This is a genomic window from Pseudomonas paraeruginosa PA7 (assembly GCF_000017205.1).
GTDB classification, from domain to species: Bacteria; Pseudomonadota; Gammaproteobacteria; order Pseudomonadales; family Pseudomonadaceae; genus Pseudomonas; species Pseudomonas paraeruginosa.
The window spans coordinates 3138735-3163247 of the sequence record NC_009656.1; the positions used below are offsets into that span (position 1 = coordinate 3138735).

20 protein-coding genes and 1 pseudogene are annotated in these 24513 nt (G+C 57.5%); 15 read left to right on the forward strand and 6 right to left on the reverse strand.

Annotation, left to right across the window (positions count from 1 at the left end; translation table 11 throughout):
* Positions 1-71: 71 nt before the first annotated feature.
* Genes PSPA7_RS31115 through PSPA7_RS31125 form a run of 3 tightly spaced genes read left to right on the forward strand, consistent with a single transcriptional unit; the run spans position 72 to position 3948 of the window.
* The gene (locus PSPA7_RS31115) at positions 72-1916 is read left to right on the forward strand and encodes a TnsB C-terminal domain-containing protein (protein ID WP_012075806.1); all 1845 of its coding nucleotides are present in this window, start codon (positions 72-74) and stop codon (positions 1914-1916) included.
* A gap of 11 nt (positions 1917-1927) precedes the next feature.
* Positions 1928-2782: a TniB family NTP-binding protein gene (locus PSPA7_RS31120; protein ID WP_161440562.1), complete on the forward strand. Its 855-nt coding sequence runs from the start codon at positions 1928-1930 to the stop codon at positions 2780-2782.
* A gap of 8 nt (positions 2783-2790) precedes the next feature.
* A complete protein-coding gene (locus PSPA7_RS31125) occupies positions 2791-3948 on the forward strand; it encodes a TniQ family protein (protein WP_071535376.1) in 1158 nt (385 codons plus the stop codon).
* Here PSPA7_RS31125 and PSPA7_RS31130 read toward each other — a convergent pair.
* Together PSPA7_RS31130 and PSPA7_RS14485 are read right to left on the reverse strand one after the other, a co-directional pair.
* Positions 3922-4797 carry a tyrosine-type recombinase/integrase gene (locus PSPA7_RS31130; protein ID WP_012075808.1) on the reverse strand — a complete coding sequence of 292 codons (876 nt, stop codon included), beginning with the start codon at positions 4795-4797 and terminating at the stop codon, positions 3922-3924. The genes PSPA7_RS31125 and PSPA7_RS31130 overlap by 27 nt on opposite strands.
* A 160-nt stretch (positions 4798-4957) precedes the next feature.
* Entirely contained in the window at positions 4958-6058 is a 1101-nt protein-coding gene (locus tag PSPA7_RS14485; protein WP_012075809.1) for a tyrosine-type recombinase/integrase, read from the reverse strand.
* 87 nt (positions 6059-6145) lie between these two features.
* Here PSPA7_RS14485 and PSPA7_RS14490 point away from each other — a divergent pair, with 87 nt between their 5' ends.
* The 6 genes from PSPA7_RS14490 to PSPA7_RS31135 all read left to right on the forward strand — a co-directional run bounded on the left by PSPA7_RS14490 (position 6146) and on the right by PSPA7_RS31135 (position 14721).
* On the forward strand, positions 6146-7021 hold the full coding sequence (locus PSPA7_RS14490; RefSeq protein ID WP_012075810.1) for a DNA-binding protein: 876 nt from the start codon (positions 6146-6148) through the stop codon (positions 7019-7021).
* A 702-nt stretch (positions 7022-7723) separates the two neighbouring features.
* Positions 7724-9577 (forward strand): HAD hydrolase family protein, encoded by a 1854-nt coding sequence (locus tag PSPA7_RS14495; RefSeq protein ID WP_171941853.1) that lies wholly within the window; start codon positions 7724-7726, stop codon positions 9575-9577.
* A complete protein-coding gene (locus PSPA7_RS14500; RefSeq protein WP_012075812.1) occupies positions 9567-10685 on the forward strand; it encodes a phosphoribosyltransferase-like protein in 1119 nt (372 codons plus the stop codon). The genes PSPA7_RS14495 and PSPA7_RS14500 overlap by 11 nt, the downstream gene beginning before the upstream one ends.
* Entirely contained in the window at positions 10678-12573 is a 1896-nt protein-coding gene (locus PSPA7_RS14505) for a hypothetical protein (RefSeq protein WP_012075813.1), read from the forward strand. Before PSPA7_RS14500 ends, PSPA7_RS14505 begins: the two co-directional genes overlap by 8 nt.
* 5 nt (positions 12574-12578) lie before the next feature.
* A complete protein-coding gene (locus PSPA7_RS14510) occupies positions 12579-13625 on the forward strand; it encodes a hypothetical protein (RefSeq protein WP_033986780.1) in 1047 nt (348 codons plus the stop codon).
* A 28-nt stretch (positions 13626-13653) separates the two neighbouring features.
* The gene (locus PSPA7_RS31135; RefSeq protein WP_071535374.1) at positions 13654-14721 is read left to right on the forward strand and encodes a PfkB family carbohydrate kinase; all 1068 of its coding nucleotides are present in this window, start codon (positions 13654-13656) and stop codon (positions 14719-14721) included.
* A gap of 1 nt (position 14722) precedes the next feature.
* Here the strand turns inward: PSPA7_RS31135 and ybiA are convergent, their stop codons facing one another.
* Complete coding sequence (gene ybiA / locus PSPA7_RS14520; RefSeq protein ID WP_012075817.1) at positions 14723-15235, reverse strand: riboflavin biosynthesis intermediates N-glycosidase; 513 nt, start codon at positions 15233-15235, stop codon at positions 14723-14725.
* 276 nt (positions 15236-15511) lie between these two features.
* Here ybiA and PSPA7_RS32100 point away from each other — a divergent pair, with 276 nt between their 5' ends.
* The 4 genes from PSPA7_RS32100 to PSPA7_RS14535 all read left to right on the forward strand — a co-directional run bounded on the left by PSPA7_RS32100 (position 15512) and on the right by PSPA7_RS14535 (position 16775).
* Entirely contained in the window at positions 15512-15721 is a 210-nt protein-coding gene (locus PSPA7_RS32100; RefSeq protein WP_012075818.1) for a hypothetical protein, read from the forward strand.
* Between the two features lie 68 nt (positions 15722-15789).
* On the forward strand, positions 15790-16191 hold the full coding sequence (locus PSPA7_RS14525) for a hypothetical protein (RefSeq protein WP_012075819.1): 402 nt from the start codon (positions 15790-15792) through the stop codon (positions 16189-16191).
* Entirely contained in the window at positions 16188-16496 is a 309-nt protein-coding gene (locus PSPA7_RS14530; RefSeq protein ID WP_012075820.1) for a hypothetical protein, read from the forward strand. Before PSPA7_RS14525 ends, PSPA7_RS14530 begins: the two co-directional genes overlap by 4 nt.
* Before the next feature lie 87 nt (positions 16497-16583).
* A complete protein-coding gene (locus tag PSPA7_RS14535; protein WP_023435641.1) occupies positions 16584-16775 on the forward strand; it encodes a hypothetical protein in 192 nt (63 codons plus the stop codon).
* Between the two features lie 89 nt (positions 16776-16864).
* On the opposite strand, the gene PSPA7_RS33135 is transcribed toward PSPA7_RS14535, so the two are convergent.
* Complete coding sequence (locus tag PSPA7_RS33135) at positions 16865-17005, reverse strand: hypothetical protein (protein ID WP_489097713.1); 141 nt, start codon at positions 17003-17005, stop codon at positions 16865-16867.
* Positions 17006-17226: 221 nt separating this feature from the next.
* Here PSPA7_RS33135 and PSPA7_RS14540 point away from each other — a divergent pair, with 221 nt between their 5' ends.
* The gene (locus tag PSPA7_RS14540; protein WP_012075821.1) at positions 17227-19917 is read left to right on the forward strand and encodes an AAA family ATPase; all 2691 of its coding nucleotides are present in this window, start codon (positions 17227-17229) and stop codon (positions 19915-19917) included.
* A 193-nt stretch (positions 19918-20110) separates the two neighbouring features.
* Here the strand turns inward: PSPA7_RS14540 and PSPA7_RS14545 are convergent, their stop codons facing one another.
* Positions 20111-23803, reverse strand: coding sequence for a hypothetical protein (locus PSPA7_RS14545; protein WP_012075822.1), 3693 nt, complete (start codon positions 23801-23803; stop codon positions 20111-20113).
* A gap of 195 nt (positions 23804-23998) precedes the next feature.
* On the opposite strand from PSPA7_RS14545, the gene PSPA7_RS14550 reads away from it, so the two are divergent.
* Positions 23999-24301 (forward strand): hypothetical protein, encoded by a 303-nt coding sequence (locus PSPA7_RS14550; protein WP_010794183.1) that lies wholly within the window; start codon positions 23999-24001, stop codon positions 24299-24301.
* Positions 24302-24333: 32 nt separating this feature from the next.
* Here PSPA7_RS14550 and PSPA7_RS32915 read toward each other — a convergent pair.
* Positions 24334-24498 (reverse strand): annotated as a pseudogene (locus tag PSPA7_RS32915) (BPSL0761 family protein); the annotation flags it as partial.
* Between the last annotated feature and the right edge of the window lie 15 nt (positions 24499-24513).

A 24513-nucleotide genomic window follows, 5' to 3' on the forward strand; every position in this document is an offset into this window, starting at 1 on the left:
ATTAATGAGAGTTGCGCTTGACTTACTCTAATTAATGCAAATCTACAAAATGTATTATTTTGCGAGCTCTTATGAAGATTTTGAATAAGGGGCAGGGCGTCCTATGGGACGGAAAGCTATGTGCCTACGAAGCCTCCCTGGGGCCAGACTTGGTACAGGTCTACGTGAAGGAAGAAAAGAAATATCAGTCGGTGCCTGTCGGGGAGTTGGCAATAGTTTCATCAACGGAGGGAAGGAGCGAAAAGGCTGTAAGTGATATATCCGAAATAAGCGAAAAAGAGTGGCGGAAAGCAAAGTTTCGATTTGAAATGATAAAAAAGTTTTTAGAGGGTGAGCGAACGACAGAAAATCTATCTAAATTATCTAAAAGGCTCAGGCTGAGCTCTAGCAGGGTCTATACGTTGATTAGAAGCTTCGATGAAAGCATGGGACCTAGATGCTACTTGAGGGAGAAGTCCGGAAGGCCCGTTGGTTGTCGTCAGCTTGACCCTCGCGTTGAAGAAATTATTGAGGCCGCCATAAAGAGCGAATGGAACGGTCCTGGATCTCGTGTAGCGAAAGTTTGGAAGGCGGTAAAGAGCGTATGCGAGGTCGCAGGGTATTCTGTGCCAGCATTTTTGACAGTTAAGTCGCGCCTGCATGACAGAGGGCAGTTCCAGCTCGACAAATTAAGGATCGGGCTTAAGGCGGCAAACGACCTGCACCAGGCTAGGCCTGGAAAGAATGAGGCCAATGCCCCTCTACACCGATGGCAGATTGATCACACGGTGATCGACTGCATTATTGTGGACGAGATAACCCGAAAGCCTCTCTGCAGGCCTTGGGTTACCTTGATAATCGATGTATATACGCGAGTTGTCATTGGATATTACCTTTCAATACACGCACCCAATACTTACAGTGTTGCCATAGCTCTCACTCATGCTGTTCTTCCCAAGAATAAATGGCTTGCCGTCCTAGATGATCAGGACCTAAGTCATCCTTACTATGGGCGACCTATAGAGTTGCACATGGACAATGCAAAGGAGTTCAAGTCTAAGCCATTCAGGAGAGCCGCGGCTGACAACCAAATCAAACTTGTATGGCGCCCCAAGGGCAAGCCATGGTGGGGCGGACATATTGAGCGCTTGAATGGAACACTCGCTATGGGGTATGTCCACTATCTCCCGGGGACCACCCTCTCGAACGTCGAGGCAAGAGGTGACTACGATAGCGAAAAGGAGGCCTGCCTTACATTCTCGGAGTTCAAGTTATGGTTTGCCAGGGCTATTCAGATATACCATCATGAAAAACATAGAGCTCTGGGCGTTTCGCCACACCAGAAATGGATGGAGGCATTCACAAAAAGTGGTGTGCTAACACATCCTGCACTCTTGGATGATCCTATGAAATTTTTATTGGACTTTATGCCGGAGGAGAGTCGGTGCATAAGCAGGTCTGGAATTATATTTAAAAAATTCAATTATTGGTCGCCAGCCTTGGCGCCATACGTCAAATCAGGAAGCTGCAAGGTAAAGTATAATCCGCTCTCGCTTAAACAAATATGGGTATGGGTGCCTGGCGGTAGATATATAGAGGTTCCATATTCAGATTTGTCGCTTCCTGATATTACTCTTGAGGAACTGAATATTGCCAAAAAGCAGGTCTCTGAAGAGGCAAATAAGCATCCGGGTCATGAATCAAAAATTTATTCTCGTTTGGTAATTAATCAGATAAACAAGAATCGCCAATTGGTTGAGCGGGCTAAATTGGCAACCAAAAAGGCGAGAAAGACTAGTGAGAACTTGAGGCAAGGCGAGTTCTTTCACGAAATCTTGCCTGTTGATGTTCCGGAGAACGCCTGTATGACAAGTGAGGACTATACTGATTTAGACTCTTCACCTAAGCCAAGCCTATACGATATAGATCTCTCATGAGTGAGCGACAAATGAGTAGCTTCGAGCATGTTATAGAAGGACGTCGACATCTTGTGGAGGCCGAAGAGTGTCTCCGACTGAACGTAATCTATGAAGATGTCTGGATTAATTACCCAAGCGCAGATTACGTTTTGAAACTGATTGGCACTTTCCTAAGAATGCCAGAGAAGATTCAAGCGCCTAGTGTTCTAGTGTATGGCGACCCAGGCATAGGGAAAACGGCGTTATTTCAAAGGATAGCTCGAACATACGGTTTTAGCTCTGGTGTAGAAAAGTGTGTTGCCTGCCTAACTTTGGCGGAAGAGAATCCCGAAAATAGCAAGGCCTTTCGCTCGCTGGTTGTTCGTGCATTAACGGCAGGGGCTTATGATAATCCCAATCTTGCAGACGAGACTTTGCTTTCCTCCATTCGATCACTAAACATCAAAGCACTGGCAGTAGACGAGCTAAATGATATGCTTCTATGCTCTGCGTCGGAAGTTCGTAAGAATATTAGGCTCTTGAAAAAGCTCTCTGGCAGGCCTTTTGGTCTGTCAGTCATTGGTCTAGGTACTGCTGATAGTGAGTCCGTGATTGGCTATGAGAAACAGATGGATCGCCGATTTGAGAAGATTAAACTCAAGCCGTGGCAAGCCAGCGAAGAGTTTGAGTCATTCTTGGCGAGTTTTGAGGCTACTTTGCCCTTGAAATATCCATCCAGGCTATATTCTCGTCGCAATATAAATTATTTGCTCAAGGAAACGGATGGAATTCTTGACGAGATACTGAAGCGGATCTGCAATGCAGCCGCTTATGCAATCCTTGAGGGTGGAGAAAAGATCACTATGGATCTTCTAAAGAAGGGGGAGCGACGGCCCATATTCTAGGAGGCGTCATGATGATCTTTGCGGAAGACGAGTCTATTTCATCATGGATTTGCAGGCAGATAGTCTATAGGCGTCTAGAGGCTGCTAACGCAAAGTGGTTGCTGCTGTCGGATTTTATTCGCGGAAAAGAGCTACATGGAGATATTGATTTCAATTACAGTGAGCAAGATGCTGAAAGGGTAGAGGAGTTAATTGGTGCACTTCCGAGTAATTTTCTCAATCAAGCCAAGCCCTCTCCGTTCTGGCTGCTACCAGATCACCGAGCTCGTGCTTCGTTCTGCAAGCTGTGCGTGAAGAGAGATCTCCTGACATTCAGAGTGCCAGTGTGGCGGCGTGACTGGTCTACCGGATGGTACGTTGTCTGCCCCGAACACAAAGTGCCTATGACTACTCTCAAAGGCCCATATGGCGTGCTCAGAACCGAAGATCGAAACAAGTCGGCAAGTCGTTATCTTCTTGAGTCCCGAGATCTGCAACCTGCACTCGCAGAGAGTCGCGAGCTATCGACAGAGGGTGTGAATTATCAATGCAGACAGGTTCAGGCGCTGGTCGGCATGGCATGGTCTCTACAGAGACCGATTCTTGCGGCAGTAGAAGCCGGGGATATCAATCAACAACAACACGATGTGGTGCTGGATCTCTGTAGCGCCATGCTTCGCCCCTATACGCCTAGTGTTGAGGGTACTCCCTACGTGCAGTGGATTGCTCAGCACGTTTTTGGTCGAGAATCCCCAGGTCCGCTGGACGAACCCGTAAAAAGAATGCGCGTAGATTATGAGCAATTCCAGATGTCTCTTGAGCAATCGGCCCAGACTCCCTGCGCCCATCGGCGAATGATCGCTCTTGGATTGACTGCATGCATTTTGGGGTGTGATGATGTTTATCCGCCTTGGGCTGATTTCGTGGATGCAAGTAGGCAGCGTGGGTTGTTGGTGGCAGATAGCCCGGACTGGCTTTACTGTGCGGTGCTGGGCCCAGCGGGGTCGCACGCGAGGATGTGGCACCTGAATCGTATTAGAGCGTACGCCCCACCACTTAGAGAGTATTTTTTAGAGCTGATCAATAGCCCAGCGCCAAGCTCTAGATTAAAAAATGTGTCGCGCAACATTATACGTTTGGCTCCTGAAGAGCAACCCGCCTCACCTGGCATACCTAAGCTTTGCTAGCGCAGGTGCCCAACCGACATGGTTCATGATCTCCATGAACCCCCAGCCTTGGTTGTATGCCCACTCTGCAAAACCGACACGAAGGCTGTGACTGGTAAAGTCAATGTCTATTTCGGCCTGTTTAGTTAGCTTTCTAAGAGCCTCATTGACGTTGGATTGCCTTGTGTTATCAATAGTCCCCCAGCGGCTGATTGCAGGGAATACAATTCCAGAGGTGAGGCCTGACACGGTCAGCCATTGCTCCATTGCCTGAACGGGGCAATGTGGTTCCATTGCAGGAATATTGAGAAGAGCCCCTTGGTCGGCGTTACCCTTATAAATTACCATGCCTTCAGCGGGTGTGATCAGTATCTGCTCAACCTTGAGTGAGTTAAGATCACCGGATCTAAATCCACGCCAGAAACCTAACGAGAACATGGCTTTGTCTCGATACATGCGTAGCAACTGCTCCTTCTTATTTTCGCTGACTGCTCGTTGAAGCACGCTTTCATGAGTACTCATGATCTTGTCGAAATTATGAAACTCCAAGGGAGGCCGGCTTCTTCCCCCTACCCGACAGATCCGCTCGGCCTCACTCAAGGCCTGTCTGACGCGCGATGTTTTGGTTGGATCCTGAAATCCAAAACCATAGTGCCAGTGTGACAGCGCAGCCATGCGATGTGAAATTGTACTGAAAGAATAAGTGGTTGATAGATCCGCTATGTAGTTGAGGATCATATGCTCAGTTGCTGGAAGAAGGCCGCCATTGGACTTGAAATGCTCTCGAGCCTGTCGATAGGCTTTTTCGGTGGCAGCAGATATCGGTCGTTCATATTGTGGCGAGCGTATATCCCGAATATCTTTCTCCACAGGAGACTCCTCAATCGAGCGATATGGAGTTTATAGTGTAGCCAAGCCACCGGGAATTCGACTGCTCAACTTTTGTGCGCCTTGTGCATCTACCTCACTCTTTCGACATCTGCGCACCTATCTTCACTCTGTGTGTCCCAAGGCTCCTGCGCCAATAACGCTATTCTTCAGGGTAGTCAGGCACTTCCAACGGCAGAGCAAGCAAGCGAGTCGCGCGACTACCCAGCAAGGTGCCGGCCTGGAAATAGCCCATCACCGTGGGCACCGAGCGGTGTTCGGTCATGGTCATGACCTCGCCCAGCGGTACGCCCTGGCGTCCGGCTTCGCTGACAAAGCCCGATCTCAGGCTATGCGCCGCCCAGTCGCCCTCGAGCCCAGCCAGTTTGGCCCGACGCTGCACGATGCGCGCGACCTGGTCGCTGGACAAGCCTGCCGTCCCCACCCGACCGCCGCGGTAGAGCCGCCGAAACAGCGGCCCCGTAGCGGCGGGCGCCACTGCCAGCCAGGCCGCGAGTGCTTGTGCCGCGGGGCCACGCAGTGGCTTTTCCCGGCGCATGCCTTCTGTCTCGGTTTTGGTGACGCCCAGGGCATAGAGCCAGGTGTCGGCATCCAACTGACGCACATCGCCCACCTGCAGGCCGACGACTTCCGAGCGCCGCCGCCCGCCGCCGCTCCAGGCCAGGAGGAGGAGGGCGCGATCGCGCAGCCCGCGCACGCCATCGGTGCAGGTGGCCAACATCGCCTCCAGTGGCTCGCGCACCGCCGCGGTTTTTTTACGCACGCTGACGCCCTGGCGCGCCTGGGCCTTGCGCGCATCGCGCAGCAGCGTTTTCACCGCCACCGTCTCGGTCGGGCTCGGCCAGCTCTTCAGGTCATGCCACTTGGCGAGCACCGCCAGGCGATGGCGCACCGTGTTGTAGCTCAGGGCGCCGAGTTTGGCCTTGACGCCCGCGTCGACCAGCGCGGCATCCTGCTCCGGCGGCAGTAAGTGAACCCAGTCACCGTCTGCCGGGCGCGCCAGATGATCAAGGATGAACTGCACCGCCACCGCCTCCGGCAGAGCGCTGTCTTCTAGATGGCGGTGGTAGCGCAGCTGCAGCCAACCGGCCCAGTAGGCGAGGGCGCTGCGGTAGCTGCGCACGGTATTGGCCGCCGTGCCCGCCGCCACGAAGGCCGCGGCGGCGGTGCGGGCGTCGGCATCGAGACGATCGACGGAAAGTGGAGCGATTCCACTGTGAAGTGGCAGTAGCGTAGTATTCATTACGTTCAACGTACTAAAAAATATATTTCTATTCGTTTAGGTCGGATAACATTCGATTATCAGACTTAATATAACGGGAGGCAGGGCATGGCGGTAGGCGTACCGGAAACCGAGGTGTTCGCGGCGGCGGATGCGGTCTTGGCGCGGGGTGAGCGGCCGACGGTGGAGCGCGTGCGCCTGGAGCTGGGGCGCGGCAGCCCGGCGCGGGTCGGGGCCCTGCTCGATCAGTGGTGGGAGCGGCTGGCCCAGCGCCTGCGCGGCGAAACGCGCTTACCGGCGCTGCCGGCAGAGGTGGCGCAGGCCTTCGTCGCGATATGGCAGCAGGCCATGCTGCTCGCCGATGGGGTGGCCGAGCAGGCGCTGGCGGAGCGTCGTACCGTGCTGGAAGCCGAGCGGCTGCGCGTCGCCGCGGTCGAGAACGAGAGTCGCCAGGCCGTGGCCCAGGCCCGACAACAGGTGGCCGCCGCACAGGCAGCGCAACAGAGCGCGGAGACGCGCCTGGCCGACCTGGAGCTGCTGCTCGTGCAGCGCCAGGCGCAGTTGGACGACCTGCAAAGCCGCTGCGTGGCGCTCACGACGGAACGGAAGGAGGCCCTGCACGACGCCAGCATCCTGCGCCAAGAATTGCAGGCGGCGCAGCGCCAGCTGACGCGGGAGCACGAATCCTCGGCCAGCTATGTGCGCGGCGTGGAGGACCGGGCGCACCGCGAAGTTGATCGCGCCCGCGAGGAGAGCCGGGCAGCGGCTGCTCAACTGAAGACGGCCGGGAAGCAACAGGAACAGCTGCGCCAGCGGCTCGATACGGCGCTGGCTCAGCTCAGCGAGGCGCAGCAACTCGCTGCCGCGGAGTCGGCACGGGCGCTGACCCTAGCGCAGCAGCTAAGCCCACCGGTACGCACTCGGCGCGCCAGCACCAAGCCAACGAAGTCAGCCAAGCCAGCGAAACGGGCGGATTCGGAATAACGCCCGGGAGTTGTCAGTCGCCCGGACGGGCAGATGGCAAGCGAGGCAAACTTGTCTGGCGGTCTCAAATTCGCTCAGGACTGCGTCCATCATGACCACTGCAGTCACATCTAGCGGTCGACGTGTTGTCGGTCCCAGTTAGTCCAAGTATTCGGCCAGATAATTGACCAGCTTGGAAGCGGTTACCGAGACTGTTGCCAGCACTATGCGCGCGCGGTAGTCGTGTCGTTAGAATTCATGGAGCAGATGCGAGGTCACGGGCGTCGTATCAGGAAGATTCGGCCCACTTGTGTGCCGTTGAGACAGAGAAACTATGCAATCCGAACTCATTAAGAAGCGCATCATTGGCAACCTGATCGACGAGTTCGTCGAACTCGTCGCTTCGACGCTGGAGGTGGCGGCATAACGCAACCGTTGACCTGGTAGCCTGGCGCATTGGCAGCGCTGGGCTCGCCGACCTTGACCCTGGGTTAGTCGACGCCGCTGCACGGGGAATCGATCAAGATCGGGGCAGAGTATTGGAGCTTTTCGATGATTGCTCTAACCTCTGGATCAAGGCGAGATGCCACTACGCAATGGCCGCAAGACTATCAGGCTAGGAAGGGAGACCAGGTGGGAAAGCCATATGCCGCAGAACTAGACGCTATTCCCTCGACGTTTGAGTGGGCAACTCAGCAGTCAGTCGAACCGTTGCAGCGGTACTTGAGTCGCTGGACCGGCGAATACGCGTGCTTTGTCGGCTCCGGCGGCTCGTATTCGGCAGCTTATGCCGCCGCCGAACTTCGGGAGATTGCGCACGGTTCCCCGACGCGAGCACTGACGCCGATGGAGCTGTCGGCTAAAGCCCGGTTCACCCCAAGCTCCAAGGTCATGCTGCTGTCTGCCGAAGGGCGCAATCCTGATGTGCTAGCCGCCGCTTCCTATGCCATGCAGTCGGATATGACCTGCGCGGCGCTGACTTTGACGTCGGACAACCCGTTGATTCGGCGTGCCGGAGAGAACCTTGCCACACGGGTATTTGCTTATGACATGCCGTGGGGAAAGGACGGGTACCTGGCGACCAACACGCTGATCGCCACCGTATTGCTGCTGCACTGTGCCTTGTTTCCCAAAAACTATAGTCAGACGTTTCTCGCCCAACTGTTTGAGGAGCAGAGGCTGCGTAACCTTCGCGACCAGTGGTACCAGGACAGTACCCTCAGGGCTATAGGCGGGCGTAACTTCATCGTGTTGCACGATCCGATGACTAAGTCATTTGCGATTGACCTCGAATCGAAGCTTTCAGAGTCTGCCGTAGCAAAGGTGGAGATCGCCGACTACCGCCAGTTTGCTCACGGCCGCCATTTGCAGTTGGCCTCCGATACCAAGGGAACTGCCGTCATCGCGGCCTATAGCGCTGAGGCACGCGCACTTGCTGAAGCAACCCTGGCGCTGTTCCCGCCGGACATTCTGACCTTTCAGCTCGAAATTCCCGGCGATGAGCCGAACGAATTGGTGGTTGCCGGACTGGTGATGGCGACGCTCTTGACTGAAGCCATTGCCGGCGCGGTGCAGCGCGACCCAGGACAACCGACAGTGCCGCAGTTTGGTCGGGACATTTACCGGCTGGACAGCAGCCACCACTACCAGGGTGTGTCCCAGTCCACCAATCGCTACCGACTGGCAGCGAGACGCAAGTTTGACCACCTCAACGTCTCCGACGAGGAAATGGCGAAAGCCACCGTCGCCGCCGAAATCTACGAGGCCAAGCTGGAAGGCGCACGGTATAGGGCCATCATCAGTGACTTTGATGGCACCCTGTGCAATGCCGAGCAACGATACAGCGGTATGTGTCCGGCCATTGCACAGCGCATCATGGAGTTGATTGAGGATGGAGTGGTGTTTTCGATCGCCTCCGGCCGTGGTGGCTCGTTGCGGACGGACCTCATGAAAGCGTTTCCACCGGACTATCACCCAGTCATCTGGGTCGGCTACTACGGGGGCTCACTGATCCAGCCCCTGAACGTCGAGGTTGAACATCCCGCCGCCAATCAGGACTTCAAGAGCCTGCTGGGGTGGTTGAAAACCACGGTGTACTACCCTCGACTGAAAAGCTTCGATGAGTCGGTCCGGGGCGGGCAGTTGACCATTCGCGTGTCCAGCCCTGAGGAATCGAGAAAGTTGCGCTTGGCGCTGCGCACACGTCTCAATGCGGCGGGCTTGTCGACCTGGCGGGTTTTTTGTTCGGGACATTCCATCGATGTGCTGGATAGCCGTACCAACAAGAACAACGTCGTGCGCACGATCGCACAGAAATTCGGATTCGATCCGCTCACTCAGGTACTGCGCCTAGGAGATAGTGGGGATGAAGACGGCAATGACTATGAGTTGCTGAGTGAGGGCTGTAGCCTGAGCGCAGACCGCGTTTCTGCCTCGCTTACCTCCTGCTGGAATTTTGCCACCCCAGGTTGCAGTCAGGCCGGCGCCACTAAGCGGTATTTGGACCACCTGCACAAAGTCGAGGAGGGGTACGAGTTGCGTTTCGACCTGCCAAGGAAGGTGTCGTTTGAAAAGTAGTATTGCGCTGCGATTGCTCGCAGACCAATTAGCATGGACCGATGAAGAAGTCACCGAGGAGTTTCCCGCCCTCCAGCTGATGGTCACGCACAAGTACGACGGCTACCAGGGATTTCAACCGGCTTCGCGATTTCACGTCGCCCTGTTGAATTGGTTGAGCCAGTTCGCTTCAGTCGAGCAGAGGCGTCTGGCTTTTAACTTCATCAAGGATCGCCTGATCTACATTACGCAGCGCGAGATGCATCATCTGGTGAGCCTGATGATGCCAACCTTGGATCGGCTCATGCGCAAGCAGGTGGCTGCCGAACTGGGCATTCAGTTCTTTGAGACGTGGACAGACACGGCGGCAGAACGACGCTTGGGCTTGCTGCGCCGGAGGACACTGTTCGTCGGGTTGAGCGACGGGGCGCGTATCGACGTTTTCCGCCGCTACAATGAGGGATTGATCTCCAATGAACAGGTAGTGCCCTTCAGCGAAATGTCTGAACAGAAGTGGACAAGCTTGGTCGATGAACTCGGCAAGTGGCTCAAGAAGCACGACTACAAAGATGAACCGGCCATTTTCGAGGCAGTCTGCCTGGTCGACGACTTTGCCGGCTCTGGCGCCTCGCTGTTGCGATTCGACGAGAAAGAGCAGCGCTGGAAAGGAAAGATCAACAAATTCTACGAGGCCAATGTTGGCAAAATTGGCACCTCGCTGGCCCTTCAGTGCCAACTCTATGCCCATCATCATTTGGCTTCGCATCAGGCCGAGCAGACCATTGCCCAGCGGCTGACTGGGTACAGCGCCAACCACACCGAATTTTGTTTCAAGTCCACGTTCTCCTACGTGCTCCCCAGCGACATCGTCATTGGCGAGCAGACCGAACCAGCGGAACTGGTGCAACTGATTAAGACCTGCTACGACCCCGGCATTGAGGATGACCATCTCGGGAGCGCTGCGTGGTTCGGCTATAGCGGCTGTGGTCTGCCGCTGATTCTTGAGCACAACACTCCCAACAACTCCATCGCGCTGCTCTGGGCCGATTCCTCCGGGGCGAGGCAGTCCTGCCCGCATCAAATGAAGCCTCTCTTCGCCCGACGGAAACGGCACTCAAGTCATGGATAACCCATTCAAGAAGCGCGCCACCGAATATGTGGCCGATCCAAGCACGCTGCTGCCGCTGGTCAGCCATACCCCCATCCAGGAGTTCTTTTCACCCGACGGCGGCGAACTCCTGGAGAAGCTGAGCATCGTGGTGGGCACTCCAGGGTGTGGCAAGACCACTATTGCTCGCGTTATCGAGTTTGAGTCGCTGGCGACCCTGGCCCGCGATCCAGTGGAAATCAACAAGGAGCTGGCGACGACGCTCACGCACTTGCGCATCCTGGAAGACAGCACGCCGTCCCTCTTGGCCTATCGCCTGCCGATGACCACAAACTTTCGCAGTATCTGGGATCTACCCTATCCCGAGTCGCTCCGAGCGACACTCTTGCGGGCGTATGTGCAATCAAAAGCCGTACTGGGCTGGTTCCGGCAGCTTGAGAGCATTGAAAGCATCGACCTCGAGCAAATCGAGATCATTACCCGTAGCGATTCGGAGTCGGCACGAGAAGTCCTCAGGGCCGACACGCCCAGCGCGTTCCGCGAGAAAGCGCGGCAGGTCGAGCTCGCCGTATTCAAGGTGATTACCGCGCTAGTCGCACCCAGTGAACGGGACTTGGCCGAAGTCATTAATACCAAGTACGACGTCTTTGAATATATCGAACGCATTCGTGTCAAAAATTGGGTGAGCAGTTCGAACCTTGTATATGCCGAGCTGCGCCCAATGGCCATTGTGGACGATGCTCATGAACTGCATCCATTGCAGTTCGCTCAACTGCGTGATTGGCTAAAAAGTCGGAACATTCGCGTCGGACGATGGGTGATGTGCCGCCCCGATGTGGTGTCACCCGAGGATTACCGGGAGGCAATGGCCAAGGATGTACTGGAAGAAGAGCAACGCCATGGCACGGCGCGTGGGCGTGATTACATCCTCAAACTGATGCAGCCCAGTCACCGCAACACCCGACGGTTTCAGGTGGTGGCTCGTGACATCAGTGCGCGCTATCTCCATGGGATCACAGAACTGTCCCGGCGTTCGGTGAGGAGTTTAGGCGGCGTTCTTGATCACGATCATGTGGTGCTCGCGCCCGCGCAGTTGGAGCAGTTGCGTAATAGCGTTGAGACGTTTGCACGTGAATCAAAGCTCTCGGACGCGGTGCTCCACTCGCTCCGTTCGCGCATTCCCGCAACACTTCCAACTGACGAAGCGACAGCGGCGTTTCGCATACTGCTGCGCCGAGAGTGGAACAGGAGCCCGCAACTGGGTCTACTTGATGATGACCCCGCTGAGGAACCTGTCACGGGTGATCGCCCAGTCAGCTCAGCGCTGCTTGAGGGCGCTCGCCTGCAGTTGTTTCATGAGTTCGGTCGGCCTTACTACTTCGGCATGGACAAACTCGCCGAGGCGAGCAACAACAACATCGAGCAGTTCATTCGTCTTTCCGGCGTGCTGATCGATGAACTTATCGCTCGGGTGGTGCGCGGCAAGACCCCAGAACTTTCGGCGAAACTCCAGCATGATGTGTTGCGAAAACTGGCTGCGCGGATCATGGAGGAGTGGGATTTCCCCTATCATGCGCTGGTTAAGGATGTGATCAGTGGGATGGCACAGCGATGCCTGGAGCGCACCTTGCTGCCCAATGCGCCTCTCGATCACGGCGCTAACGCGATTGGCATACCCCAGGAAGAAATGGACCAGGTGCTGGCACGGTCCGAGCGGCTGACCCGCGTCCTGCACTACGCCTTTGCTTATAAAGCGCTGGTCTTCGTGCCGCAGTATCGCTGTAAAGGGCGGGTATGGTGCCTGCTGGAGCTAGGTGCCATTCCCAGCATTGCCTATGGCCTTACGCTACGTCGGGGGGGATTCATCGAAGACACGCTGTCGGGGCTGCAGTCCCTACTCAAGGAGTGAGCACCTTGCAACTGATCACTCACAAAGATAAAGAAGAGTGCCTAGCTTTCTTTAATGGTTACTTTACGGCCGACAAGAAGGCACTATTTGTCGGCACCTTGGGCTTCAACGATGCCTGCCTGTACTTTCCACGCTTGATTGCCGCGTTGGAATGCTTCGACTTTCTGTTTCTGATTGAACAGCGGCCCGAGGTCTCGGCCATTCTCCAGGCATCTGCCGATCAAAACCGGCACGAGTTAGAGCGCTGCCTGGTCGGACGGAGCGTCAGCTTCGGAACGGTCTCGATCATTGCCGACGACACTGCAAGTATTGCCGGTCGGAGCGCGGCTTCTGCCTTTAGCCAATGGCTAGCCAAGGGCTATTCCGACGTCATAGTGGACGCGACCACTATGTCGCGCGGGGTCTGTTTCCCCTTGGTACGGCAGGCATATGAAAGCGCTCCCACACGCGCCCACGTGGTGATTGCCGACCGACCTGCCAGCCCCTTGAAGGCCGCCGCAATGTATACGGAGTCGCCGCAGTACATGCACGGATTCCAGGCCGATATGGGTACCGACGAAGTGACCAATGCCATCAAGCTGTGGATCCCGCAGCTGTCTGAGAACAACCATGACTCGCTTGAGCGCATCTACCGCAAGGAACAGCCGGATGAAGTCGCACCTATCCTTCCATTCCCGGCGCTCGACCCGCGCCGTGGCGACCGGTTGCTGCGCGAGTTTCGGCGCCTCATCTTGTCGGACTGGGACGTCAATCTCCTGGATATCATCTACGCGCATGAGTCGGACCCAACCGATGTGTTTGAGACGATCAAGCGGATACACAGTGGACGCAGCATGGCCCTGGGAGACTTCAAGGCGACGCCGCCCCGAACCATCTTATCGCCCAGTGGCAGCAAGATGGGCAGTCTGGGGATGCTGTTTGCCGCCATTGCGCTAGATCTGCCGGTGATATACTGCGAGACGATGGGCTACCGATGTGACGACCACGCAGTTCCACTGGTCTCTACGGCGATGCCAGATCGCATGTGGCATGCTTGGTTGCGCAATCGGTAAGCATCTCCCAGGACAGGGAGGAGGGCGTATGTGGCAGCAGAATCGAATAGTCGGTACCGGGCTGTTTGCGCTAGACGTAATTCTTGGGGCGGACTCGCGCCGATTAGGCTCTGCGCTAGGTGGCTCGACAGGGAACGTCCTGTCAATTTTGGGGGCCCTCGGCTGGACCGCAACCCCAGTTGCCAGCTTTGGCCAGGACATTGCAGGTGAACGCCTCTGCAACGAACTGCAGTCCATTGGCGCCGATTTACGCTTTGTGGACCGTTCCAGCGCTCAACGGACCAATGTCATCTATCAGCATCAATTGCCGACAAGCCGTAATGGTTCGGCGACTCATCGCTTTAGCTTTGCTTGCCCGTGCTGCGGGGAAAAACATCATCCGGTGGTCGAGTTCGACGGCAGCATCGTAAGTAAGGCGCTCGAGGGGCAGGCCCAAACCGACGTCTTTTACTTGGACCGGCCCACCAGAGCGGGATACGAACTGGCCAAGTCTTACCACGAATCGGGCGCACTGGTGGTCTTTGAACCTTCCAGTGCGGGAGATGACCCGGAGCTATTTGAGGCGATCTTGCACCATGCGCATATTGTTAAGTACGCAGATGAGCGCTTTAAGGCACTTTCGTGCGACATGCCGAGTTCCGTTCTGGCGGAAATCCAGACATTAGGCGCGAGCGGCTTGCGATTTCGCAGCGCCGCCACCGGCCGCGCGTGGCGTCAACTATCGGCCTTTGCCGTCCCCCAAGTTGAAGACACGTCCGGTGCTGGCGACTGGTGCACCGCCGGACTGGTGTATGCCTTACTGCAGAGATGCTCGCGCACTTGGCACGACTTGCGGGAGTTGGAGCTGGAGCATGCGCTGGCATTTGGCCAGGCCTTGTCCTCACTCAACTGTCTCACCCGTGGAGCCAGGGGGTTGCTGAAGATTCTCACGCCAGCTGAAATTCTCTCGCTGGCATGGGAACTGTGTGCAGACAGGGCCAATCAGCAGGGCCTGCTGGGAGCCAAGCAATTTGGCAAGCTCACCCAGCAAAAGGCGCAGACCTTAACCCTTGAAGGACATGATGCGCCGCAGGTTTGCTGTTCGGCGAAGAGTTAAGCTAAATCGCTGGGACGACCTTTCTGGACTTTTTGGCTGGATTGTTCGCCGGCTTTGACACCGCGTGCAGGAGTTCCTCCCGAACTTCCATGAGCAAAACCCCAAGCATGTTTTTCCCCTTACCGTTGACTTCGCCCCACGTGCGATTGACTTCGTTGTCGACTGTGGCCGACTCCACCAAGCGCGCCTGCTCGGTCGACAGCAACAATGCTTTCAAGTCCTCATGCTGGGTGAACTTGGCCAGGAGGATTGCACGCATCCGATCAAATTTAATCTTCGACCAGCCAGGTCGGATATCCCACCAGTAGAGCCCATGGGCCGCCATGGCAACGAGAGCGGGAGAGGGCGCACTTAGAATCCAATCACGCACGGCTTCCTTGCGTGGCTTCCCCGCCTGGTAGGCGTGTTCAGATGTGGGGTAAACAACCCCCTCAAACAGGACTTCACGTTTGTATAGATTGCTGAAGGCGCCATAGGGCTTTTCGTTTGCCCGATAGAAACGAATTTCCTGCATTGCTGCTCCTTTGCCGAATACGCTCGCGAATGGCCTCGCAACTGCTCAACGAGTGGCCACAGAAGTCCAAGCATATGGCTTGCTCGCGAGTCACGCTAGCAAGCCGATGCAGCTATCTTACGGGGCGCTCGCCATCAGAGCTAAGGACGGTCAGAGACTGGCACTACAAGTCCGGCGCCCACATAGTGCCGATGAAGTCACTCTGCTGGCCGATGAGCAACGGTAGCAATTGGCTGAGACCTCGAGGCCAATGCGCTGAGGCAGGAGCTGCAGGCCGTGCAGCAGCAACTGGTGCAGGAATATGATGGCACGGCCACCTATGTGCGTGGGGTGGAAAATCGCGCCCACTGTGAAGTCGATCGCGCCCGGGAGGCGAGTAGGGCGGTGACCGTCCAACCCAAGACCGTGAGCAAGCAGCCGGTGCGGCCCAAGCGCACCCGCGCCACGCCGGCGAAACGGCAACGAAAACCGACAGGCTCCAGCTAGCGAAGGGACTTTGCCCGCCGCCGGTTTACGGGCATGCTGTGAGTGAAATGCGCCAAGAGGAACGAGCCATGACCCGGGAGGCATTCCAGCCAGCGGCGCCGTCGGCTGCCGAGCTGAACGACCACCTGCGCCCCGCGAAGGGGACGGCCTATTCGGCTGAGCGCTATGCCGAGGTCTTCGGCCTCAGCCCGGCCGCTTTTGCCGCGCAGCTCGATGCTTATCGTCACCGCCAGCCGGGTGCCGTCAGCGCATCCGAAGCGGCCGCCGCGCAACAGTTCATCGAAGATTCCTTGCGCGTGGTACTGACCGTTGTCGAGAGCGGGGTGGCCGTCGAGCGGGCGATCGCCTGGTTTCGCCACGAGTCCTTACCGACCTTCGAGCAGCGGACCGCGGAGCAACTGGTCAGTCAGGGCCAGGTCGAGCAGGTGTTGCAGTTTCTGGCCTCTTGGCAGGCCGGGAGTCAGGGATGAGTCACGTTACCCAACGGCAGGTCGGTCCGCAATCGACCTACCACGCCTGCTATCACACCGTCCTGCGCGCCATGGATGCAGGTTATGACGTTCGCGGCTATGTGCTGGCGGAGATGGTGAAGGCTTGCCTCGCGCATCGCGCCACCCTGTCTGCGGCGCAGCGGGTGTATTTCGCGCAGTACGCGCCGACGGAAGCGGCGGCCTATCTGGAAAGGCTTGCGGCCATGTTGCTGTTTGGCCCCAAGGGGCGCTTTTCGCCGCAAGAGTACCGCTACTCTACTGATGAGCGACCGATCCCAGCATAGCAGGCCGGTCCAGGTTGCACTCACGTGGCCTGGCTGGGACCGTCTACTCGATTGCCTGCGATGTAATTACGTGATGAGGATATGACCATGGTTGAGGCCAAAACCTGGCGAGTGGCCTGCCAAGACCCTGGAGACGGCAGCGGTGACGCCATCATCGAGCTACCTTCCGCGTTGCTCGATGGTCTGGGATGGGCCGTGGGGGATGAGTTGGTCCTTGAGCATATCGAGGGTGTGCTCTCCTTGAAGCGCAAGCTCTCGCCCAGTGAGCCAACCGACTAGATCTGCCCGTCGTGGATATTTCTGATGTGAATTGACTGCATGGGCCGAGGGACCTGTTGATGGGCAACGGAACCCATGCGGCCAGCGCATCAAGTTCCAGTTGGACGGATTCCGCCTCGGCCCGGATGCAGGCATCCTCGGTCGGCAATGCGGGGGGCGCCCTCGACGATGGTCCGTGCCATGGAATGAAGCCTCAGCAGCTCGTCGCGCAGTGCAACGACATCGCCCATGTGGTCGTCTTTTCACCAGTCGTTCGGTCGTGAAAGCGGGATGCAATACATGGTATTGCATCCCACCGCGCTGGGCGAACGTCGCACCTACCTTGTCTACGAGTTCGCGCCCTAACCTGTTTGATTCTTACGAGTTGCCAGGTGGCGGGACGTCTACATTAACTTGCTACGTCTAATCCCATTCCTTATATGTATCGTCTGTTCAGGCAAAGGAGATTGCTATGTCATTGTTGGACGAGATCATCGCGTGGTCGGGTGGACTAAGGCCCTGGCAGCAAGAGGCCCTTCGTCGCATCTTTGCGCGGCCCGAGCTTTCTCAGGTCGACCTCGACGCTATCTTGCAGATGCTCCGCGAGCAGGAAGGCGATGGCACGGCCACTAGCGTCGGCAGACCGTTCAGCATCGATGACGTCCCGGGCGCCGGCAGTGGCGCTACCGTCAGACTGGTTGGAGTATCTGGGCTGGATCAGGTCAACGGTTTCCCTTCCGGCCGAGCCTTTGACCTAGTGCCGGAGGGCATGACCATCCTTTTCGGCCACAATGGTGCCGGTAAATCCGGCTATGCCCGCGTCCTCAAGAATGCCTGCAAGGCCCGGCATCGCGTGGAGGTCCTGCCCAACGCCTTTGAGGCAGTGGCTCCGCCCAGACCGCCTTCCGCAGACTTCGCCATCCTGGTGGATGGCTCGCCGGAAACGGCACGTTGGGTCCAGAACGGGCCGGCCCATCCGCATTTGAGCGCCGTCTCGGTGTACGACGTGGCCTGTGCCAACGACTACATCGACGCGGAGGGTACCCCCGCGTTCCAACCGTACGGCTTGACCCATCTCACGCGCCTGGTCCTACTGCAGCGCGACCTGCAAGCCCGCGTCGCTGCCGAACGCAGTGCGTTGGTCCTCGATACCCGGCCGTTCGAGCAGTTGAAAGGTGACACCGAGGTCGGCCGCTACATCGCCAGCCTGGGCAGCGACTCGGACCTCACGATGCTTGCTCGGTTGGGGACGGTCAGTGACGAGGAACTCAGGCGGCTGGAGTTTCTGAAGCGGACACTGCTGGAAACCGATCCGGGGCCCCAGGCGTTGGCCATGGAGCGTTTGGCTACCCGCCTGGAGCAAGCGCAGCAGCGTGCGGAAGTGGTCCAGCGCTGGGTGAACGACCGGGCAATTGCGCGGGCAAAAGATCTGATCGAAGCCGAGAAGGCCGCGCACATTGCCATGCAACTGGCGCAAGCGCGGCTCCACGGCACGGTCACGGCGGGCGACGATGAGGCGCCAGCAACCGCTACGCTCACCACCTCGTTGCTGGAGGGAACTGGCAACACGCTGTGGCAATCGATGTATCGGGCCGCTGAAGCCTTCTCGCGGCAGGCCGCCTATCCCGAGCACCCGTACCCGCACCTGGAGTCGGACGCGCACTGTGTGCTTTGCCAGCAACCCTACGCAGCGGACGCGGCCGAGCGCATGCATCGCTTTGCAGCCTTTGTGGCTGACAGCGCCACTGCGGACGCTCAGGCCGCCAACGCTGCGCGCCTGGAGGCGCTCGGGAAGGTAAAGGTGCTTGATCGCAGTGTTCTGGACGCGCCCACGCTGGCTGAGGTGGCTGAGCGTCTGCCTGATCTGCATGCCGCCATCACGGCAGCAGTTTCCGTCTGGGCCGCCCGGCACACCTGGGTTACCCAAGCCTTGGACGCTGGGAATTGGGCCCCCGAGTCAGCGCTGCTTCCGCCGGAGGCGAACCTGGATGGTGCCTTCGCCGCCAAGGCCACCTCGCTGCGCGCCGACGCCAAGACCCTGCGTGCCTCCGCTGATCCCGCCGTACGGTTGGCCCTGACCCGGGAGCTGGCAGAGCTGGAGGCTCGACAACGCCTGTCCGGCCAACGCGCTGCAGTTGAGCGTTTTATCCAGGACAGCCAGGTGCATGACAAACTGAGTCGCTGTCATGGCGCGCTCAACCCACAGGCGGTGTCACGCAAACTGACAGCCCTGGCCGCGACGCATGTAACCGAGGCCCTGGCCACCACCATGAATGCCGAGTTGAAGGCCCTGGGCTACAAGCGCCGGGTACAACCAGACCTGACCGGGCGTACCGACCTCGGTGTGACCAAGGTGACGCTGCGCCTGAAGGACATCAGCGCAAAAGCCTCCAAGGTGCTGTCGGAAGGTGAACAGCGCGCCTTGGGGTTGGCCATGTTCCTGGCTGAACTCGAATCGCTGCCGCACACGTCAACGGTGGTGTTCGACGATCCTTCCACCTCCTTGGACCATGTGTATCGCCGGGCCATCGCCCGACGCTTGGTGGCCCTGTCCGAAACGCGCCAGGTACTGGTGCTTACCCATGACGCCGTGTTCTTGACCGAACTGGCCATGGCGCTTCACCGAGCCGAGCGCTCGGCCAATTACAAGACCATCGGTTGGGATGAGTCGCCAGGATTGGTGAGCGAGGGGCTGACCTGGACCACGATGGACACTAAAGCCCGCCTGGCTGATCTGCGCGAGCGGGTGAAAGCCCTGAACGCCATCGACGGCAGTTATCCGGATGATGAACTCGAACGGCAAATTGCAGCGGGCTACTCCAGTCTCAGAGGCACCGTCGAACGGGCCATCCGCGAGATCTTCCTGAACAACACGGTCCAGCCGTTCAGCGACGTGGTCAGCGTCGAAGCATTTGGCGCCGTGGTCGGCCATCCCGCGGAGGAGTGGGAGCAGCTGCAGGACGTCTATGCACGGGCATGTGAAGCCACGGAAGCCCATGACACTCCCGGTGAACGCCAACTGGCGCTGCCCACGCGCGAGGAGCTGCTCGGCGACATCGCCCTGGTCCTGGAGCTGGTCCAACGTGCTGCCACGCGCCGAACCGCCTACGAGAACCAGCGCCGGGAACGGACTACGCAACGGAAGAAAGTCTTCGGCGGCTAGCTATGCCATGATCAGGCCGGGCCCAGTTTGGGGCTCGGCTTCATCCAAGGAAAGGCTGGGCTACTTCTCGTGAACTGGCGATAGATTTGGCTTCTATCGCCCGAGCACTGCAGGACGGCCGTTTTAGCGACCTTCAACCCGCCCTTGATGGGCTCAGCGACTGGTCAAAAGGCACCTCCCAGGAATCACGCCATCAGAGCGAGATGTGGTCTTTTGCGACCTTGAATGTCCGATGCCCATGACGTGAGAAGCCGCCTTGTCTCCCTGCCAACCGGTGGAAAACAAACGAATGTAGAAGTGGACGCATTTGCTGCCAGGCCACGGCAGTTGCGAGCACCAACCATCCCTCGCTGGCCGACTGATCGATGCCCCCTGCATCATGCACTTCGACGTTACCCTCCGCCCAATACAAACTCTCCACCATCGTGTGACCTTCCTCGTTTACCCAGCGGAAGAGCCCCTCAGACGACGGTTGCCAATTGAGTTCCCAGCCAAGTAATGGATTCAGTGCAATGAATTGTGAATTGGCAAAGATTGATCCCCCAGCCACAACCGTAATGGGGATGCGGTCGTCGAGGCTCAGCAGGTGAGGGTAGTCGCGCGCGGCATAGCGTTCCTGGTGCCAAAGCAAACTGATGTCCGGCATTTGGTCCGTGCTAAATGGCAGGCGGGCATGGCCAACTACGGTTAGGTGGCCTTCTTCCTCCCGGTCTCGGCCCTGGCTGACGGTAGCTGTCAACTCAGCCAGGACCACGCAACCGCCTGAAGGAATGGGCTCAAGTTGCGGCAGTACCTCAGCAACCGAATCAAACCATTCCTCAATCGGGTACTTACCCAATGCCTCTCCCGCCGGCACACTCACCCAAGCCGGACGTGTGGTCGGCGTACGCAAATTGATGATCGGATCAGAGCAAGTGAGAAAACGCTCAAAGAAATGCGGCACCCACTCGATGACCCCACCATCGCACAGTTCAGCCAGCAGACAACCGAAAGCGTGCTGCGCGACCGTGGAACGCGAGCGCCGATACGTGAGTTTGATCCCCAAGCACTCTCTGAGCTGCCGCTCTTTGTGTTCAACCTCCGAAGACCACGTTTCTTCCGGGGCGACAAGTGGCATCAACTGCGCCATGCGATGCGTAAGTACCTCGAAGCTGAAATCGGTTGCCTCTGACAGCACCCTAAGCGCACTGTGGAACATGCGCGTCAAATCGAACGGATCCTTGGTATCAGGTAGCGGCGCGCCAGGTGGTGGCTCCCCCGTTAGGCTGGTTTCTGTCCTGCGCGCCGGGGGAAGCTGAAGCTGATAGATGGCCGGAAGAATTCGAGGTCCTGGTGCCGTCGGCAGGGATTCTCCTAGCTCGCCCAAAACATTCTGGGCTGCCAGCCGTACCACCCCCAAAGGCGACCACGCTAAAGCCTCAAGCTCCGAAAGGAATTCGGCGGCCAGGCTGCTGTTCGCAACCGCCATGCAGTTCAACATGGCTAGTGCAGCTGTCTGATGTCGGAAGCTTCCTCCAAGCGCCGCTTGTAAGCGGCATCGCACGCTTTCGGCGTTTCCATTGAGAGCTGCGATATCGATCAGACCGCGTCTGGCTTCCCAGGCCAATTCAATTGCTGCGTCGTCCATATCCCGCCATAGCAATTGAACTGCAGTATCTGCGGGCTCGACCTCGCTAGGCGCAAGCCTAAACTCCGGCGGCTCGAATGGGCTTTCTTGAAGGTCGACAAGCGCCGATATGTGCTCATCGATCTCTTCCCACAATTGGACAACCGGTAACCGATCGGTCAAGGCGAGCAGCAGATCGTCTAGATCGACCACCAGGTCCGCTGCTGAGAGTCTATGGCTAACAAAGTCGTCGACAAACAGCGCAAGCGCCCGGTCTTTCCCCTCCTCGGGATCAAGCAACTGGAAGCAGCGTGCGGCAGATAATCTCGACCCACCATCGTAAAAGCGTGCCCAGCCATATGGCTTCCCTCTTGTAGCGACACGCTCAGTCGCCTGCTCCGCGAGTGACCGCTCCCCGGTCGCGATGGCATGTCGAACGAACAGCTCCAACTCGTCATTGGATAAGTCCATGCTAAGCAGCGCCTGGGCTGCTCTGCGCACGGCGCCGCTGACACTTTGGCCGAAAACTGCTTTTATGGTTGGCTGCCAGTCAAATCGGCCACTCGCCTTCGCGCCCGCCAGCGCAGACGTGAAGTCTGCCGGTCGCCCAGCAAGACTCTCGACTTCTTGTGGCGAAAGCTCAGCTCCATTTGTCTGCACTAATTTAGGCGATGCGTCGCGCTCGCTCTCAGCTTCAGAGGTGTTGGATTCCCTTTTTGACCCATTGAGTAACTCAAGATACAGATGGCCAGACTGCGCGCGTCCCTCGGCTATCGTGCGCAGTACCCCAAGCGCACGTTGGACCTTCAAATCTCCAGCGATTGCTGACTCCAAGAGAGCCTCAAGTCCACGGTGAACATGCTGCTCATAGCCTGCAAACGGCAGAACCAAGCGTGCCGCGGCGATAGTAGCCTCCGCAGCACGAGGCACATCCGTAGACTTAAGCTCTGCGCCAAGCAGGGCGCCGAGAACAGTGGCACGCTCCGCTAAGCCTTGCGCCAGTAACCACTCACCGATTCTCAACGCGGCAACAGGCCAACGTCGTGCCATCGCTTCGAGCAGGTCGCCAGTTGCCTCGGACATGCCCCGGCCGCGTCCTGACTCGTAGAGGAGGGGGATCAATCTGAGGAGCTTGGCTGCTGCAGATTCAACGCATGTCGGCTCTGCTTGCTCTGTAATCAAACGACAGACCCATCGGGTCCAGTCCTGGATTTGCCGATCCTTACGATGGTAGATGCCAAAGCTACTCTTGATCATCGTGTCGAGCGCCACGCGCGCCTTGTCGATGCGGCGAAGCGTCAACCAGGCAATCGCGGAAGCGTGTAAGTCCTCAAGCCGCTCATGCAGTTCCCACGAAGCGTCTATTTCGCCATCCATTTCCTCCAGCAGAGCTTCAGTTCGATATCCGTCCCCATCTACGCCGTATGCCGCGAGGATGACTTTTCGACGCAGCGTGGTGGACCAGATGATCTCACCCGAGCGGGTTGAACGCCGCCACTCCTGAATAAAAACGCCCAGGGTTTCTTCGAAGCACTCACGGCTATGCGCCTCAGCTGCAAGCAGAGCACGCGCGTATAGCTCGCTGCTTGCGCGGTCTATCGCATACCAATCGTGCCAACGATTCACTTCCTGATATGTGCGTCGCCGAAAGGCTAAAAGTGGTTCCAACTGGCGAACGAAGGCGGATGCTGCCAATTTTCGATCTGCGTATGCCTCGCCCCAGAGAGTAGCGACCACTACGACCAGGCGTTGAAACAGTACGCACCCGAAATCCCCCTTTCGCTGACCTCTAGGAATCTCCGACATAGCCATCGGTCGACCTCGGGCCGCAAGCGCTCGGGCCTGTCGGAACAGCGCTTCCACAGGCGCAAATGGTTCATCTTCTCCATGTTGAAACGAGGTAACAGCGAGCGGGGCCACGATCTCATTGAGGTAAACATCTGCGTGACTATCCAGAGGGGAAAGCCGAGCTAGCACATCAGCAAAGTAAGCCGCTTCGAGAGGAGATGCTTCAGTCGCTGGGATACCACTCAGGACCTGTGCCATCGCATCAAGAGGATTTCCAAATAATGCAAGACCATCAACATGCAATCGGGCCATGCGAAAATCGAGTCGAAGCAGGACCTCTCGCCCCAATTCCGTGGTGCCGAGAAACGCTGCAAACTCCGAATATGTCTCCTCATTCGCCGCATCTTGGATAGCAGCACCGACCTTTACCAAGAGACTAAATCTTGCCTCTTCGCTGTCCTGGGGGCATGCCGAGATAAGGGGGAAATTCATTCATTTGGTCTGTAAGTAGCTGTTTTTGATCATGAAAGCCCTAGGGCGATGATCGCATTAACCACACCCGCCTCTATCTTGTGCTGCGAACTCCATTCCCATCCGCCGACAGCGTTTTTGATCCGCTCGTAGCGCAGAAACGACTTTGAGGCTTTTGGATGGCCCTTTCCTCAACCGTCGCAGGAGGTACTGATCATGGAGCACACTGCCGCTCAACCGGTTGAAACGGTCGTAGACATTACCTGTGATGTTTGCCGCCAGAGCACTAGCGTTGAAGGTTATGGTCAACAGTTTGGAACCCTTCAGGCACACTGGGGGTATGGCTCCAAGCATGATGGCGAGCGCTACAAGGTTCATCTTTGCGAGCTTTGGTTTTTCCGCACACTAAGCGGCCTACGTCGCGAGCGCATGGTCAACGCCATGTTCGACGAGGAGCCTGATTCCACGAAGGATGAGTTCGGCCTGGTGCGGCGTGACGAATTCTGGGGCGATGGCTGAGCCTGAGCGCAGATATCAGGAGTGGTAGCCGTTCAGTCTTCAATCGAAGAGCTGAAGACAGGCTCGAAAATCGAACCCGCCGCTTGCTCCTCATTCCGGCCGGCCTGCAGCATGTCGCCCTTGCTCGGGTAGTGACACAGCAGCCGCCGAGCCTCATTGCGGATGGACTCCGACAAGGTGGTGTCACGAGAGAGCTCGACGAGAAACTCCTA